General features: G+C 67.2%; 14 protein-coding genes and 1 tRNA gene. 5 read left to right on the plus strand and 10 right to left on the minus strand.

Annotated features, from left to right (window positions below):
• Positions 1–58: 58 nt before the first annotated feature.
• Together MF609_RS07910 and MF609_RS07915 are read right to left on the minus strand one after the other, a co-directional pair.
• A complete protein-coding gene (locus MF609_RS07910) occupies positions 59–685 on the minus strand; it encodes a hypothetical protein (RefSeq protein ID WP_242415770.1) in 627 nt (208 codons plus the stop codon).
• Positions 682–981 (minus strand): PadR family transcriptional regulator, encoded by a 300-nt coding sequence (locus MF609_RS07915; RefSeq protein WP_336944462.1) that lies wholly within the window; start codon positions 979–981, stop codon positions 682–684. Before MF609_RS07915 ends, MF609_RS07910 begins: the two co-directional genes overlap by 4 nt.
• Before the next feature lie 487 nt (positions 982–1468).
• Between MF609_RS07915 and MF609_RS07920 the strand changes: the two genes are divergently transcribed.
• Positions 1469–3709, plus strand: a complete 2241-nt coding sequence (locus MF609_RS07920; protein WP_242415771.1) for a TonB-dependent receptor family protein — start codon at positions 1469–1471, stop codon at positions 3707–3709.
• A 64-nt stretch (positions 3710–3773) separates the two neighbouring features.
• Here the strand turns inward: MF609_RS07920 and MF609_RS07925 are convergent, their stop codons facing one another.
• On the minus strand, positions 3774–6251 hold the full coding sequence (locus tag MF609_RS07925) for a PhoX family protein (RefSeq protein WP_242415772.1): 2478 nt from the start codon (positions 6249–6251) through the stop codon (positions 3774–3776).
• A 170-nt stretch (positions 6252–6421) separates the two neighbouring features.
• On the opposite strand from MF609_RS07925, the gene MF609_RS07930 reads away from it, so the two are divergent.
• The 3 genes from MF609_RS07930 to MF609_RS07940 are packed head-to-tail and all read left to right on the plus strand — an operon-like array spanning position 6422 to position 7817.
• A complete protein-coding gene (locus MF609_RS07930) occupies positions 6422–6964 on the plus strand; it encodes a hypothetical protein (RefSeq protein WP_242415773.1) in 543 nt (180 codons plus the stop codon).
• A complete protein-coding gene (locus MF609_RS07935; protein WP_242415774.1) occupies positions 6961–7410 on the plus strand; it encodes a hypothetical protein in 450 nt (149 codons plus the stop codon). The genes MF609_RS07930 and MF609_RS07935 overlap by 4 nt, the downstream gene beginning before the upstream one ends.
• The gene (locus tag MF609_RS07940; RefSeq protein ID WP_242415775.1) at positions 7398–7817 is read left to right on the plus strand and encodes a hypothetical protein; all 420 of its coding nucleotides are present in this window, start codon (positions 7398–7400) and stop codon (positions 7815–7817) included. The genes MF609_RS07935 and MF609_RS07940 overlap by 13 nt, the downstream gene beginning before the upstream one ends.
• Here the strand turns inward: MF609_RS07940 and MF609_RS07945 are convergent.
• The 6 genes from MF609_RS07945 to lepA all read right to left on the minus strand — a co-directional run bounded on the left by MF609_RS07945 (position 7808) and on the right by lepA (position 13396).
• Positions 7808–8509 (minus strand): hypothetical protein, encoded by a 702-nt coding sequence (locus MF609_RS07945; RefSeq protein WP_242415776.1) that lies wholly within the window; start codon positions 8507–8509, stop codon positions 7808–7810. The two genes, MF609_RS07940 and MF609_RS07945, sit on opposite strands and share 10 nt — an antisense overlap.
• A 58-nt stretch (positions 8510–8567) precedes the next feature.
• Positions 8568–9188, minus strand: coding sequence for an ATP-binding cassette domain-containing protein (locus MF609_RS07950; RefSeq protein ID WP_242415777.1), 621 nt, complete (start codon positions 9186–9188; stop codon positions 8568–8570).
• On the minus strand, positions 9178–9867 hold the full coding sequence (gene modB, locus MF609_RS07955) for a molybdate ABC transporter permease subunit (RefSeq protein WP_242415778.1): 690 nt from the start codon (positions 9865–9867) through the stop codon (positions 9178–9180). The genes MF609_RS07950 and modB overlap by 11 nt, the downstream gene beginning before the upstream one ends.
• Entirely contained in the window at positions 9867–10625 is a 759-nt protein-coding gene (gene modA, locus MF609_RS07960) for a molybdate ABC transporter substrate-binding protein (protein WP_242415779.1), read from the minus strand. Before modA ends, modB begins: the two co-directional genes overlap by 1 nt.
• 37 nt (positions 10626–10662) lie before the next feature.
• Positions 10663–10971, minus strand: a complete 309-nt coding sequence (locus MF609_RS07965; protein ID WP_242415780.1) for a phasin family protein — start codon at positions 10969–10971, stop codon at positions 10663–10665.
• A 616-nt stretch (positions 10972–11587) separates the two neighbouring features.
• A complete protein-coding gene (gene lepA / locus MF609_RS07970) occupies positions 11588–13396 on the minus strand; it encodes a translation elongation factor 4 (protein ID WP_242416007.1) in 1809 nt (602 codons plus the stop codon).
• A 164-nt stretch (positions 13397–13560) separates the two neighbouring features.
• Here lepA and MF609_RS07975 point away from each other — a divergent pair.
• Positions 13561–13637 (plus strand) — tRNA-Pro (locus MF609_RS07975).
• Positions 13638–13867: 230 nt separating this feature from the next.
• Here the strand turns inward: MF609_RS07975 and MF609_RS07980 are convergent.
• Entirely contained in the window at positions 13868–14791 is a 924-nt protein-coding gene (locus MF609_RS07980) for a sugar phosphate isomerase/epimerase family protein (RefSeq protein WP_242415781.1), read from the minus strand.
• Between the last annotated feature and the right edge of the window lie 8 nt (positions 14792–14799).

Here is a 14799-nt window from a genome sequence, read left to right on the forward strand (position 1 = left end):
GGTCACTCCGTTGGACAGGGTCGGTCATGGATAAGGGTCGGCCGCGCGGCCGGTCAGGTCAGGCGCTGGACCAGGCGGGCAGGTCGTCGTGCCAGCGCACCGCCAGCCACACCAGCACCAGCTCTGCGCAGACGATGGCCAGCTGCGGCAGGGCGCACGGGTTGTAGAGGAACAGCACCGCCGAAAAGGCGAAAATCGTCGCCAGCATCGCTGCCCCGATCCGGGCATAGCGGGCCACCCGCTCCCAGTCGCGCTCCAGCAACGCCCAGGCGATGGCGACATGGCCGATCCCGGTCACCCCGGTCAGCAGCGCCAGCAACGGCACGCCGAACCGGTTGCCGACATTGACCGCCCCCTGCGGCCAACCGCTGCCCAAGGCCTGCGCGCCGACCGTCTCGAACGCCAGATAGGGAAAGCCGAGCGCCGCGCTGACCAGCAACAGCCCCGCCATCGGGACCAGCACCCCGACCGCCAGCACATGCGTCGCCACCGCAAACCGCCCTTCGGGCCGCGCCAGCATCGCTCGTGCCGCACTCGACAGGCAGCCGGCGGCGAAGCCCAGCCCCTCTCCCGCATCGGCCGCTTCGTGATACTCGGCCTTCATCGCCTCTGCCCAATCGCGCCGCGCGTCGCCCAGCCAGCGGGTCGCCAGCGCCATCAGCAACCGGGCGAGCGCGTCGCTCATGCCGGGACCGCCGCCGAAGGATCGGGTGCACCGTCCGTAATCTCCCGCGCCAGCGCCAGTCCCGCGCCGGTCAGGCGATAGGCGTGGCGGGGTGGCCGCCCCGGCTGGGTCGGTGCCTGCCACTGCGCCTCGACCAACCCCTGATCGCCCATCCGCATGAGCAGCGGGTAGAGCGTACCCGACAGCAACCCCGCCTGCTTCATCAGGTCATAGCCATGCCGCCATTGCTGCGGCTGCTCCGACAAGAGCCGCAGCAGCGCGATCATCTGTTTCGAAGGGCGTCGTTCGCGAACCATGATGCAGATCAAACATATGTAGATTTAAGAGTCAACCGACGCCGTGATCCAAGGCCGATCAAGGTTCAGCCCCCGGGACGACCGCTCCATTCGATCGTCACTTCCGCGCGGACCTAAGTTCACAAGCGCCAGAGTTACGACGCCGGCAGAAACGTCAGTGGCTACATATCCCCGCCTGCGCGGGAATGACGGGAAGTTGCGATGGGCACTGAATGTCAGTCGGTTCCGGTGCGTCGCATTGGCAAGGCACCGTTCTGGTCGGCGTCCAAGTCCCGGCGATTCGCGACACCGGTCGCCGAATGACTGGCCAGGACCGTAGCCGGCCATCCCCTCTAGCGCCTTTTTCGTTCCTACAGGCGCATGGAAGAGTCTGATCCTGCGCGGCAATTTCCCATACATCCGACACGGAAATATTATGATACCAAATCGCTATTGCTAACTACTATCAACATTATCTAGTGCGCCCGCCGAACAGGGGGGGCACATCATGCAATTCACGCGTACTTCGCTATTTCTCTGCGCGGCCATCGCTGCGCTGTCGTCGGCCGATGCGGCGTTCGCTCAAGCGAAAGCAACGCAGGACGACGACCTGCTCGACGCGATCGTGGTGACCGGCACGCGCGACGATGCCGACCAGGCCGGCGGATCGGTGCAGCGGCTCGACAGCGAACAATTGCGCACCTTCGCCTATTCCGACGTCAACCGCGTGCTGCGCGCGATCCCGGGCGTCGCCTTGCAGGAGGAGGACGGCTTCGGCCTGCGCCCCAATATCGGCATTCGCGGGTCGGGTACCGACCGCAGCGCGCGCATCGTCGTGATGGAGGACGGCATCCTTGCAGCGCCCGCGCCCTATGCCGCGCCGGCCGCCTATTATTTCCCGCGCATGGCCCGCATGTCGGCGGTCGAGGTGGCCAAGGGGCCGGCGGCGATCAAATATGGTCCCTCGACGATCGGCGGCGCGATCAACCTGTTCTCGACCCCGATCTCGACCAAAGGCGTGGGCGAGGTGATGGCGCTGGGCGAGGCACTGGCCGGCAATTACGGCGGCCGTCGCCTCCACGGCGCGGTCGGCGGGTGGCAGCCGCTTGCCCGGGGCATCGAGATCGGCGCGATGGTCGAGGGCCTGTACGAGGCGTCGGACGGGTTCAAGCGGATCGACAGCGGCGGCCCGACCGGGTTCCGCATCAACGACATGGTCGCCAAGCTTGCCCTGCGCAGCGGCGATGGCCGCCACGTCGTCGCGCTGAAATACCAGAGCTATGACGAACATAGCGACGAAACCTATCTCGGCCTGACCCTGACCGATTTCGCCGCGAACCCGCATCGCCGCTACAATGCCAGCCAGCGCGACCGGATGACGGTCGATCACAGCACCTATCAGCTGAGCTGGCGGTCGCAACTGGGCGATGCCGTCGACCTGACCACCATCGCCTATCGCACCGACACCGCGCGGCTGTGGTACAAGCTGCAGGACGTGCGCAACGCCGCGAACACCGGCTGGTCGTCGATGGCCGACGTTCTGGCCGATCCGGCGGCGAACCCGGTGCAATTCGCCGATCTGGTCGGTGCGCCGGGCTATACCGGTCGCGCCGGGGCGCTGCGGGTCCGGGCCAATGACCGCCGCTACCGCACGACCGGGGTCCAGTCGGTGCTGGGCGCGGACTTCGCCACCGGCGGCCTTGCCCATCGCCTCGAACTCTCCGCCCGGTACCATGCGGATTATGAGGACCGGCTGCAGCAGGAGGACCGCTACCGCATGGTCGACGGGCGGATGGTGCTGACCAGCGCCGGCGTGCGCGGGACGCAGGACAATCGCCGGGGCGACGCCCGCGCCTGGGCCTTCTTCGTACAGGACCGGATCGAAGCGGGTCCGGTCGTGCTGACCCCCGGCCTGCGCTACGAAACGATCGAACTGGAACAGACCCGCTGGGCGCTGGGCGACCTGACCCGCGCCACCCCGGTCGCGAACGCCCGGCGGCGGGTCGATGTGCTGATCCCCGGAATCGGCGCGGTGGTGCGGCTGACCGACACGGTGCGGCTGGTCGGCGGCGCCCATCACGGATTCGCGGCGCCCGCGCCGGGGTCGACGATCGATCCCGAAACGTCGTGGAACTATGAAGCGGGTGTCCGGCTGGGCGATGGCGACTGGCGGCTGGAGGCGATCGGCTTCCTCAACGACTATCGCAATCTCGTCGGCACCTGCACCGCGTCGACCGGCGTCACCTGCGACCTGGGCGAACAGTTCGATGGCGGCAAGGCGCGCGCGACCGGTGTGGAAGTGTCCGGCGGCTACACCGTTCCGCTCGGCGGAAACTGGCGCGCGCCGCTGGCGCTGGCCTATACCCATACCCGCGCGCGGTTCGGCACCTCCTTTGCCAGCAGCTTCTTCGGCACCGTGACGCGGGGCGACCGGCTGCCCTATCTGCCGGCGAACCAGCTGACGCTGACCGGCGGGATCGATGCCGGCGCGGCGCAAATCAATGCCTCGGTCAATTATGTCGATGCGACGCGGGGCTTTGCCGGCTCCGGCGCGATCCCCGCTGCCGAACGGATCGATGCACGCACGCTGCTCGACCTGTCGGGGGAGGTCGATGTCACCCCGGCGATCAGCGCCTATGCGACGGTGCAGAACCTGTTCGACACGACGTACAACGTCGCCTTCTCGCCCGCCGGCGCGCGGCCGGGCGCGCCGCGGCTGGTGCTGGCCGGATTGCGCGCGCGGTTCTGAACGGAAAAAGGGGCGGCGATCCCTTTACCGTCGCCCCTTCCCCCTGTCGTCGTCGCGTTCGGCGTTACAGCGCGACCACGCCGCCATCGTCCTTGGTGATGACGATCGTCGCCGACCGCGGGCGGGTGCCGGCGGTGGTCGACGGCCAGTTGCTGGTCGGCTTGTCGAAATTGCCGCCCTCGCCCGGATGCTGAATGTTCACGAACAGCGACCGGCCGTCCGGCGTGGATTCGATGCCGGTGATCTCGCACTGGACCGGCCCTACCAGGAAGCGGCGCAGCGTCGTGCCCGGTGCCTTGCCGATGCGGGTCGTCGCGGTGCTGGTCGCCGACACGCCGGTGTTCGTGATCGTCTTCGTGCCGCCGTCGCCGACCTTGCCCGGCATCGCCGCCAGCATCATGCAGTTGGTGACGTCGGTGTACGCGCCGTCGTCGGTCTGGATCCACAGCACCGGCGTCACCTGACCCGACGCGTTCGACGGCTTGCCGAACCACAGCCCGTCGGGGCTGGAGAAGTCGTTGGTCGCGTCGAGGCCCGACAGGTTGATGTTGGTCGGGTCGAGGTCCGATCCCGCGCCAAAGGCATAGACGTCCCAGGCGAAGCGCGTCGCTTCGGTGGTATCGCCGGCTTCGCGCAGGCGGATGATGTGGCCGTTGGCGTTGCCGGTCGAGCGCGACGTGCTGTTGACCTTCGGATCGATGTACGACCGCGGGTTGGCCGCATCGACGCGTTCGGGCGAGCGCGACGAGTTGTTGGTCAGCGTGCAGTACATCTCGCCGGTCGCCGGGTTGACCGCGGTCCATTCCGGCCGGTCCATCCGCGTCGCACCGACCGCATCGCCCGCGAGGCGGCAATGGGTCAGCACATCCGCCTGATCGGCGAAGGGATAGAGCGTGTTGGCGGCGGTCAGGCCGTTCTGTCCGAACACCAGGGCGATCCATTCGCCCGACCCGTCGGCGTTGAACTTGGCGACGTAGAGCGTGCCGTTGTCGAGATATTTGTCACCGATCGCCAGGCGGTTGGTGGCGGTCGCATCGGCTTCGGACCAAGCGGTGTTCGACACGAACTTGTAGATATATTCGTTCTGCGCGTCGTCGCCCATGTAGAAGGCGGGCTTGACCCCGGCGATGGCGCGGCCGGGGCAGCAGCCTTCGTGGTTCATCCGGCCGAGCGCTGTGCGCTTGCGCGGGGTGGAGGTCGGGTCATAGGGATCGATCTCGACGCACCAGCCATATTGGTTCGGTTCGTTGCGGAAATCGCCGGTGCCGCTGACCGGCTTGGTCGGGTCGATCGTCGCGTTGAACTTCCCGATCAGCGTCGAACCGGCGGTTGCCTCGGCAGCCGTGGTCCAGCCGTAATTGCCGGTGCGCTGCGACAGGCCATAGCGGGTGAACGCCTGGGTCGACTTGGCTCCCAGCAGCGCGGTGCGGGTCGTATTGTCGCCGCTGTCGCGACGGAAATACCCCGCCCAGTTTTCCTCGCAGGTCATGTACGTGCCCCACGGCATATGGCCGTTGGCGCAGTTGTTGATCGTGCCGCGCCCGGTCGTGCCGTCCGGCGAATAGGCGGTGAACAGCAGCGGGCTGCCCTTCACCGGGCCGCTGAACGCGGTCGGGGTATAGGGGGTGATACGGCGGTTGAACGACGACCCCTGGACGTAGCTCCACTTGGCGTCCGATCCGCGGGTCACCTCGACGACCGACACGCCGTGGCATTCCATTTCCTTGACGACTTCCGACGTCGGCCGCGCGCCGTTGACCGTCGTCACCCCGGCGACGTGCAGATACTGTTCCGAGATATTCTCGTGGTTCATCACCAGCAGGCCGCGCGTCGAATTGTTCGCATCGGGCGTGTTGCCGCTGACCGACAGGCCGAAATAGCTCATGCCGTCATGATGGTCGCCCGCGCGCGACGCATAGCCGGTGTCGGTGCCGTTATTGGCAAAGGCCGCGGTCGCGGTGTTGAGCGGATCGCCCAGGCGATACAGCACGCTGGCGGTATAGCCGGTCGGCACGACCACGACATCGGCCAGGCTCTTCGCGACGGCCGAGAAGCCCAGCGTCGGCGGCGACACGGCGACGGTAATATCGCGGCTGCTGCTGGCACCCTTCACGTCGGTCGCGGTATAGCGGATCACCACATCGGTCGTCGCCGATACGGCGGGCGCGATGAAGGTCGCGGTGCCCGGCGTCGTGCTGCTGATCGCGACGGTCGGACCGGACACCTGGGTAAAGGTCTGGGAGACGATCGCATTGTCGTCGGTGGCGGTGCCGGTCAGCGTGACGACGCGGCCCGCGCTGGTCGCGCCGCTCGACGTGCCGCCGACCACCGGGGGCGTGTTGTCGATGCCCTGCACCTTGTCGTCGCACGCCGCGAGCAGCGATCCGCCAAAGACCGCGACCGCCGCCGTCGACGCCCCGCCGCGCAGCGCCTGCCGCCGCGAATAACGCTGGTCGACCAGATCCTGCAGGCTGGGGCCGGTGCTGGGGTTGGTTTCGATATCGCCATCGTCATAGCCGATGGTCAGGTCGGTATTCGCCATTGGATTTCCCCGTTTATCTGGACGCCGCGCGTGTCGGCACCCTCCCTGCCCCTTTCGTTGGCGCATCGCTGCGACAGGGCGGTTGCGGATCGATGAAGTCCGTGTGGCGAAACGACGACAGTTCGATGACCGGCTTGTGCGGTCGCCGATGCCGGGCGTAGGGAATGGGCATGGTCGCCGACCCCCGCCCCGCCAATGACAGCGCGCCGATCCGACCCAGCCTGTTCGACCGGGCGGTGGACGCCGCCCGGCGGGAGCGTCCTGCCCCACCACCGCCTACGCCCGGCACCCCCCGCCCCCCGCTCGACCGGGCGGCACTATTGCTGGCCGTCGCAATCCTCGCCACGCCGCTGCTGACCTGGGGCGGGGCCGCGATCCTGACCGCACGGGTGCAGGAGGAGGGTCGCGCCATCGCCCGCCGCTCCGCGCCGCAGCTCGCGGAACAGGCGGCGGCACAGCGTTCGCGCGTCCTGCTGCAACAGGCATGGAGTCTGCCGACGCTCGGCACCACGCTTGAGGACACTGCCCGCGATCTTCCGAAGGATGCCGCGCTTCTGCGGGTCGAGCGCGACGGCGCGGGCAAGCTGTCGATGGAGGTCGTCGCCCCCGATCCCGACCGCGTGATCGCCGCGCTGCCCGGCCTGCGGGCGACGGCGCAGGCGCGCGCGGAGGGTGACGGGCGGATGCGCATCACGTTGGAGCCGCCGCGGTGATCCCCCGCCTGCCCCTGATTGCGTGTGGCGTCGCCGCGCTGCTGGCGATTCCGGCCTATGGCGCGCTGGACGAACTGGCCGATGCCCGCGCCGCCCGCGATGCTGCCCGGATCGGGGCAAGCGCTCCCACCCCGCCGCTGGCCACCGCCGACGCAGCCTTTCCCGCCGACAGCGCCGCCGACGCCCGCGTGCGTCTCGCCGCGCGGGTTCGCGCCGATGCCGTGCGCGGCGGGGTGCTGATCGAAACGCTCACCGCCGATCCCGCCGCCCCGACACCGGTCACGCTCCTGACGCTGCGCGCCTCGGGTACCGAAAAGGCGGTCGTCGCCTTTGCCGATACGCTGGAGCGTGCGCGCCCCGCCATCCGTATGCGGGCATGGCGGCTGACCGCCGCACCCGGCGGCGTCCGGCTCGACGCGACGCTGGTGGCACCATGGCGGGGCTGAGCCTGCGCCAGCACGCGTTGCTGGCCGGTGCGGTGCTGGTCGCGCTGGCGGTGCCGCCGTGGCTGCTGCGCGAACCGGCACCGGCAACGGTCACGGTGGTCGCCACGCCCCCGCTCGCCGCGCCGGCCGCACCGCCATCCTTGCGCGCCGCCTTCGCCCGCACGCTCTTCGCCCCGCCCGCTGCCGACGCGCTGCCCGCCGATGCGCCGCAGTTGCTGGGCGTGGTCGGCCGCCTCGGCCGCGATGCGGTCGCGCTGGTGCGCGGCAGCGCGGGCACGCGTACCCTGTCGCCCGGTGACAGCATCGATGGCTGGCAATTGCGCAACCTCGCCATCGACGCCGCCTATTTTACCCGTGGCGGACAGAGCGCACGCGTGCCCATGCCCGGCAACGACGATCAGCGATAGACGATCTTCACCCGCACATCATTGCCCAGCGTCCGGTCCGACACCGGCGCGACATAGGACGTGCCCTGCTTCGACACTTGCAACGACTGTTCGCCACCTGGCACGAAGGCAGTCGCGCTGGCGATGGGATGCTCCGTCGGATGCAGCATCTCGACCCGCCTGCTTTCGCACCCGCCGATCGCGTCGAGCAGCCCGAGCAGTGGCATCTGCACCAACGACGCTTGCGCCTTCGCCATTGAAATCGCGACATGGCATTGCATGCGAAGGTCGCCCAGTCGCCGGTCCTCCACGGTCGTTCCCCGCGACAGGACCATTGCCCGCAACCGCATCCCTTGCGCCTGCGCCGGCGCGGTCAGGAACCAGCGCCCCTCGGGCAGGGTAGCGAACACCATTCGCCCGTCGCCGTCGATCGTCACCGGCAGGGTCCGCCCCTCCCCGTCGCTCAGCACGACCGGCACCGTTCCCGCCGGTATCCGCCGCCCGCCACGCCACAATTCGAAGCGGAGACTGCCCTCGGGCGACAGCGCCGCGCGATCTGCGGCAAAGCGGCGCTGCGCGGCGCGCAACACCTTGGCGTTCAGCTTCAGCGGCTTGCCCCCAGTGACCACGATGTCGGGACCATTGGGTTCGACATCCTGCGCCATCGCCGGGACCGCCGCCAGTACGCCCACGCTCGCCATCAAAACCCGCATCGCCAGCTCCCGATCGTTTCGGGCACGACATGGCCTGTGGATTGCGGCGGCATGATGGTCACATCGCGACGATCCGCGTCGCCAGCCGCTCCGCCTCCGCCGCGTCGTGCGTGACGTACAAAATCGGCAGCCGCAACGCGTCACGCAGCCGCTCGATCGTCGCCATCACTTCCTCGCGCCGCGCCCGGTCGAGCGAGGACAGCGGCTCGTCCATCAACAGGAACCGCGCGCCCGACAGCAGCGCCCGCCCGATCGCCACCCGCTTCGCCTCGCCCCCCGACAGCGTCGCGGGCCAGCGATCGAGCAGGTCGCCCAGCCCCAGCAGCGCCACCATGTCGTCATACCCGATCGGCGGCTCCCCCCGCCCCATGCCGTAGCGCAGATTGGCCGCGACCCGGCGGTGCGGGAACAGGCGCGGCTCCTGGAACACATAGCCACAGCAGCGCGCCGCGACCGGGACGTCGATCCCGGCGGCGGCATCGAACAGCGTGACGCCGCCGACCCGGACATGCCCCGCCGCCGGCCGCAGCAGCCCGGCGACCATGTTCAGCACGCTCGATTTGCCCACCCCGGATGGGCCGAACAGCACCGTCAGCCCGCTGTCCCGTCCGTCGTCCGGCACCACTGCGCCGATCACCGCCTCGCCCAGCCGGACGGTCACGTCGATGTCAAAGGACATGGACCCTCCGCCCGCCGCGACGTGCCAGCCATTCGGACACGACCAGTGCCGCCAGCGACAGCGCGACCGACATGCCGGCAAGCCGCACGACGCTCGCCTCGCTGCCCGGCACCTGCAACGCGCTGTAGATCGCCAGCGGCAGCGTCGCCGTCTCACCCGGCACGTTGGACACGAAGGTGATCGTCGCGCCGAACTCGCCCAGCGCGCGGGCGAAGCCGAGCACCATCCCCGCCAGCACGCCGGGCAGGCTGAGCGGTGCGGTCACGCTCCAGAACACCCGCGCCCGGCTGGCGCCCAGCGTCCGGGCAACGCTCTCCAGCCGCCGGTCGACGCCCTCGATCGACAGCCGGATGGCGCGCACCATCAGCGGAAGTGCCATCACCGCCGCCGCGATCGCCGCCCCGCTCCAGCGGAACAGCACGCTGACGCCGAACCACGTCTCCAGCCAGCGGCCGACCGGCCCGGTCGGCGCGAACGCCAGCAGCAACAGCCAGCCGGTGACGACCGGCGGCAGCACCAGCGGCAGATGGACGATCCCGTCCAGCACCACCCGCCCCGGAAACCGCCCCCGCGCCAGCACCCACGCCAGCGCATAGGCGAGCGGCAGCGCGCCCAGCATCGCCACGCCCCCGATCTTCACCGACAGCAGGACGATCGCCCATTCGGCGCCGTCGGGCATCAGCGGGGGCTGAACCCGTAGGTTATAAAGATTTTCCGGCCGGCCGGGCTGATCAGGAAGCGCCGGAACCGCTCGCCCTCGACACTGCGCGACGCCTTGATCCGGGCGATCGGATAGGTGATCGGCGGGTGGCTGGCGGCGGGAAAGACACCCACGACCCGCACCTTCGCCGACGCCTTGGCATCGGTGGCATAGACGATGCCGAGCGGCGCCGCGCCGCGCTCGACCAGTGCCAGCGCCGCGCGGACATTCTCCGCCCGCACGACCGATGGCGCGACCGCGTCCCATCCGCGCAACCGGGTCAGCGCCGCCTTGCCATAGCGACCCGCCGGCACCGCATCCGGGTCCGCCATCGCCAGCCGCCCGCCGTTCAACGCCGGACGCAGGTCTACGCCGGGGCGCAGCGTGACGCGCACGCGGCTATCGGCCGGTGCGACCAGCACCAGCCGGTTGCCGAGCAGATTGACCCGGCTCCCCTTCGCCAGCACCCCGCGGCGGTCGAGATCGTCCATCCATTCGACATCGGCCGACACGAACAGGTCCGCAGGCGCCCCAGCCACGATCTGGCGAGCCAGCGCCGAGCTGGCGGCGAAGGATAGGGTCGGACGGACATGCCCCCGCTTCGCCCACGCGTCGGCCGCGGCGTTCATCGATTCCTGCAGGCTGGCTGCGGCCAGTACCACCGGCGGGCGCGACTGCGCAGTCACGGGTTCGGCAAGCAGCAGGCCTGCCAGCAGCAAGAACAGACGCCGGATCATGATACCCCCCATAAGTGCCGGCCTTTCGGTCGACGGTTCAGCCGCGTCCGGTCATCTGCCCGATGGCGTTGCGGCCGAAGTTCGCGATCAGTTCCCCGACCTCGCGGGCCTGTGCCATCGATCGGGCACCCTGTTCGCGCATATAGTCCGACTGAATCTTCATCACTTCGTTGACGTCGCTGGCCTGCGCCGCCGCCCGCATCGCCCGGAACGCTTCCTGCGTGTTCGCTTCCGCCTGCGACAGGATGGTCAGTCCCAGCTGCGATCCCTGCTCGGTCATCGCGCTACCGGCGGCGCGCATCCGCTCGGCTGCTTGGGCGGCGGGATTCGAATCGGTGTCGGCCATCGGCTGCTCCTGTGACGGGCAAAACTACCCGTATTGCCTGACGCCCGTAGCCGCCGATGGTTCCCGATGGCGTTGCGATTCGGTCCATACGCGCCCTGCGAACAGGCGTTGGCCGGCGCAAACCCAACGATTCTGACAATTTCCTGACTCGAGCGAAAAAATATTTTCGGCTCATCCCTATGACCGAACGTCGCATCGCAGCTGCGAGATAGCGGAGCCGGAATGTCCCATTTTGAAACCACATCCTTTACATGCTCCGTTTTGCATCGCAACAAAACCGGGTTGCCCGGCGCAAAATGGCGCGGAAATGTGGCATAAATTGCCCGATTTCGGCCTTTCCCAAATTTGCAATCGTCGTTTTTTTGGGACAGTTTGCCGCAAGATAGAAAAACAGGAGGGTTGAGAGGATGCACAGCAAAGTTTCGGGTCGCACGACGATCGCAACCCTCGCCGGCATGGCGGTTCTGGGTTGGGCAGGCGTCGCCCTTGCCGTTCAGATGGTGATGGGCGTCCTCGCCTGACGATATCGCCAGCGTAGGATAGAAAAAGGGCCGGCGCTGCCACAGCGTCGGCCCTTTTTGCGTCATGGGCGGGGCGGCGGCCGCGCCGGGCGGCGTCAGTTGTCGTCACCCATCCGCAACGCGGCAATGAACGCTTCCTGCGGGATGCTGACCGACCCGTATTCGCGCATCTTCGCCTTGCCCTTCTTCTGCTTGTCGAGCAGCTTGCGCTTGCGGCTGGCATCGCCACCATAGCATTTGGCGGTCACGTCCTTGCGCATCGCGCTGATCGTCTCGCGCGCGATCACCTTGCCGCCGATCGCCGCCTGAATCGGAATCTTGAACAGGTGGCGCGGGATCAGTTCCTTCAACCGCTCGACCATGCCGCGCCCCCGCGTCTCGGCGGTGCCGCGATGGACGATCATCGACAGCGCATCGACCGGCTCTTCGTTGACGAGGATGCTCATCTTGACGAGATCCCCCTCGCGATAGCCGATCTGTTCGTAATCGAAGCTGGCATAGCCCTTCGACAGCGATTTCAACCGGTCATAGAAGTCGAACACCACTTCGTTGAGCGGCAGTTCATACACCGCCTGCGCCCGCCCGCCGACATAGGTCAGGTTCATCTGGATGCCGCGCCGATCCTGGCACAGCTTCAAAATGCCGCCCAGATATTCGTCGGGGACATAGATCGTCGCCTGAATCCACGGCTCGCTGATCGTCTTGATCTTGTTGACGTCGGGCATGTCGGCCGGGTTGTGCAGGTCGATCTGCGTGATGCCGGCCGGATCGGGATGGGTCAGCTCGATCTGGTACACCACCGACGGCGCGGTGGTGATGAGGTCGAGGTCGTACTCGCGCGTCAGCCGCTCCTGGATGATCTCGAGATGCAGCAGCCCGAGGAACCCGCAGCGGAAGCCGAAGCCCAATGCCGCCGAGCTTTCCATCTCGAAGGTGAAGCTGGCGTCGTTCAGCCGCAGCTTGCTGATCGATTCGCGCAACTTGTCGAAATCGGCGGCATCGACCGGGAACAAGCCGCAGAACACGACCGACTGCACTTCCTTGAATCCGGGCAGCGGTTCGGCGGCCGGGCGCTTGGCGTCGGTGATCGTGTCGCCGACCATGGTCTGCGCCACTTCCTTGATCTGCGCGGTGATGAAGCCGATCTCGCCCGGCCCCAGGTCGGGCAGCTGCTCGATCTTCGGGCGGAACGCGCCGACCCGGTCGACCAGGTGCGTCGTGTCGGCGTTCATGAACTTGATCTGCTGGCCTTTGCGGATCGACCCGTCGATCACGCGGATCAGGATGACGACGCCCAGATACGGGTCGTACCAGCTGTCGACCAGCATCGCCTTGAGCGGTGCGTTCACGTCGCCCTTGGGCGGCGGGATATGCGCCACGATCGCGTCGAGAATCTCGTCGATGCCGATGCCCGACTTGGCCGATGCCAGCACGGCGTTCGACGTATCGATGCCGATGATGTCCTCGATCTCGGTCTTCACCCGTTCCGGCTCGGCGGCGGGCAGGTCGATCTTGTTGATGACCGGAATGATCTCGTGATCATGCTCGATCGACTGGTAGACGTTCGCCAGCGTCTGCGCCTCGACGCCCTGCGCCGCATCGACCACCAGCAGCGCGCCCTCACACGCCGCGAGGCTGCGCGACACTTCATACGCGAAGTCGACATGGCCCGGCGTGTCCATCAGGTTCAGGACATGGCCCTTCCATTCGAGACGCACGGTCTGCGCCTTGATGGTGATGCCGCGTTCCTTCTCGATGTCCATATTGTCGAGCACCTGCGCCGACATCTCGCGCTCGGCGAGGCCGCCGGTCCGCTGGATCAGCCGGTCGGCCAGCGTCGACTTGCCATGGTCGATATGGGCGATGATCGAGAAATTGCGCAGTTTGTCGAGCGGAGTGGCCACGGTCACACATTCGGAAAGAGTAGGATGCAAGCGCCCCTAGCAGCTTCCCCGCCAAAGCCAAACAGACCCATGTACGAATCCCGCTTGCGGACCCGGAATCCGAGCGCTATAGGCGCGCCTCCAAGCAACGGCAGGTGCCCGAAACGGCCCGGTCGATACTCCGTCGGGGAGTAGCTCAGCCTGGTAGAGCACTGCCTTCGGGAGGCAGGGGCCGGAGGTTCGAATCCTCTCTCCCCGACCATTGGATTTCCGCCGTTTCAGGCGGCTTCCCCAAAAGATTACGCCGGTGTCGGTCCGGTGCCCCCGCTCACATCGCTGGTGCACCGCGCATCGGTTGACGCCACGTCTTCAGACCCGGCCTCGCATGGACGAGTCGGGTGAGCCGGACGTCACCGATGGTGTCGATCTCGCGGTGGCGCGTGACGCCATAGCGAAGGGGAGCAGTGTGGAAGCCGCCCGCTCCCCAACCGGTCAGTCGTAGATCGGCCGCAATACCGTATCGAGATGGTGGCGGGTCAGCGCCATCGATGCGAGCAGATCGGGCGACCCGTCATATTCGATCGACATCCAGCCCTTGAACTGATCCTCCTTCAGCATCCGGTACAGCCCCGACAGGTCGAGGTTCCCGAGCCCCGGTTCCCAGAACCAGCGCGTTCCGTCATCGGTGATTTCCGGGTCCTGCGCATAGCGCACGCTGTCGGGTTGCCGTTCCGATGCCGTGTCCTTCAAATGGAAGGTGCTGATCCGGTCGCGATAGTCGCGATAGAAGGTCAGCAGATCCTCGCCCATGATCGCCACCTGCGCCGTGTCGAGACAATAATGGACGTAGCGCGGATCGGTCGATTCGATCAGTTCGCGATGGTTGGGCAGATTGATCGCGCAGAAGAACTCGTTGTGCAGGCCGATCTTGACCCCGTGATCGGTCGCATAGCGGCCGATCTCGTTCATCACCTTGGCGCATTGCTGCACCTCTTCGCGGGTCAGCGGACCCGAACCGTAATAATTCTGCGTGGGGCAGGTGTTCATGTAGCGGCCGCCGAACTTGACGATGGTATCGACTGCCTCACGCCCCGAACGAACCGCTTCCTCGAAATGGTCGGCCTGGTGCGAGGCGTGCGCGCCGTGGAACATGCCGATCACCTCGACCCCGCGTTCCTTGGCGAAGGCCGTGAAATTTTCGGGCGATCCGAACAGGGGCAGGATGTCGGCCAGATCCCATGGCGCGATCTCGATCCCGTCGAAGCCGAGCGCCACCTGATATTTCAGGATCGTTTCCCAATCCGAATAATAGGCCGTGTTGGTCTTGTCCTCGTAATAGAATTCGCGGAAATTATCGATCTTCCGATACGGAATGGTCTTCCAGTGAGACATGTTGGCATAGCGGATATTGGGCATGGCGGAGA

Origin of the sequence: Sphingomonas panni (assembly GCF_022664435.1) — a bacterium.
GTDB lineage: Bacteria > Pseudomonadota > Alphaproteobacteria > Sphingomonadales > Sphingomonadaceae > Sphingomonas > Sphingomonas panni.

Bases quoted from the DNA above. Each gene is read 5' to 3' on its own strand.
- MF609_RS07910 (WP_242415770.1), bottom strand. From the start codon at position 685: ATGAGCGACGCGCTCGCCCGGTTGCTGATGGCGCTGGCGACCCGCTGG.
- MF609_RS07915 (WP_336944462.1), bottom strand. From the start codon at position 981: ATGGTTCGCGAACGACGCCCTTCGAAACAGATGATCGCGCTGCTGCGG.
- MF609_RS07920 (WP_242415771.1), top strand. From the start codon at position 1,469: ATGCAATTCACGCGTACTTCGCTATTTCTCTGCGCGGCCATCGCTGCG.
- MF609_RS07925 (WP_242415772.1), bottom strand. From the start codon at position 6,251: ATGGCGAATACCGACCTGACCATCGGCTATGACGATGGCGATATCGAA.
- MF609_RS07930 (WP_242415773.1), top strand. From the start codon at position 6,422: ATGGTCGCCGACCCCCGCCCCGCCAATGACAGCGCGCCGATCCGACCC.
- MF609_RS07940 (WP_242415775.1), top strand. From the start codon at position 7,398: ATGGCGGGGCTGAGCCTGCGCCAGCACGCGTTGCTGGCCGGTGCGGTG.
- MF609_RS07945 (WP_242415776.1), bottom strand. From the start codon at position 8,509: ATGCGGGTTTTGATGGCGAGCGTGGGCGTACTGGCGGCGGTCCCGGCG.
- MF609_RS07950 (WP_242415777.1), bottom strand. From the start codon at position 9,188: ATGTCCTTTGACATCGACGTGACCGTCCGGCTGGGCGAGGCGGTGATC.
- modB (WP_242415778.1), bottom strand. From the start codon at position 9,867: ATGCCCGACGGCGCCGAATGGGCGATCGTCCTGCTGTCGGTGAAGATC.
- modA (WP_242415779.1), bottom strand. From the start codon at position 10,625: ATGATCCGGCGTCTGTTCTTGCTGCTGGCAGGCCTGCTGCTTGCCGAA.
- MF609_RS07965 (WP_242415780.1), bottom strand. From the start codon at position 10,971: ATGGCCGACACCGATTCGAATCCCGCCGCCCAAGCAGCCGAGCGGATG.
- MF609_RS07980 (WP_242415781.1), bottom strand. From the start codon at position 14,791: ATGCCCAATATCCGCTATGCCAACATGTCTCACTGGAAGACCATTCCG.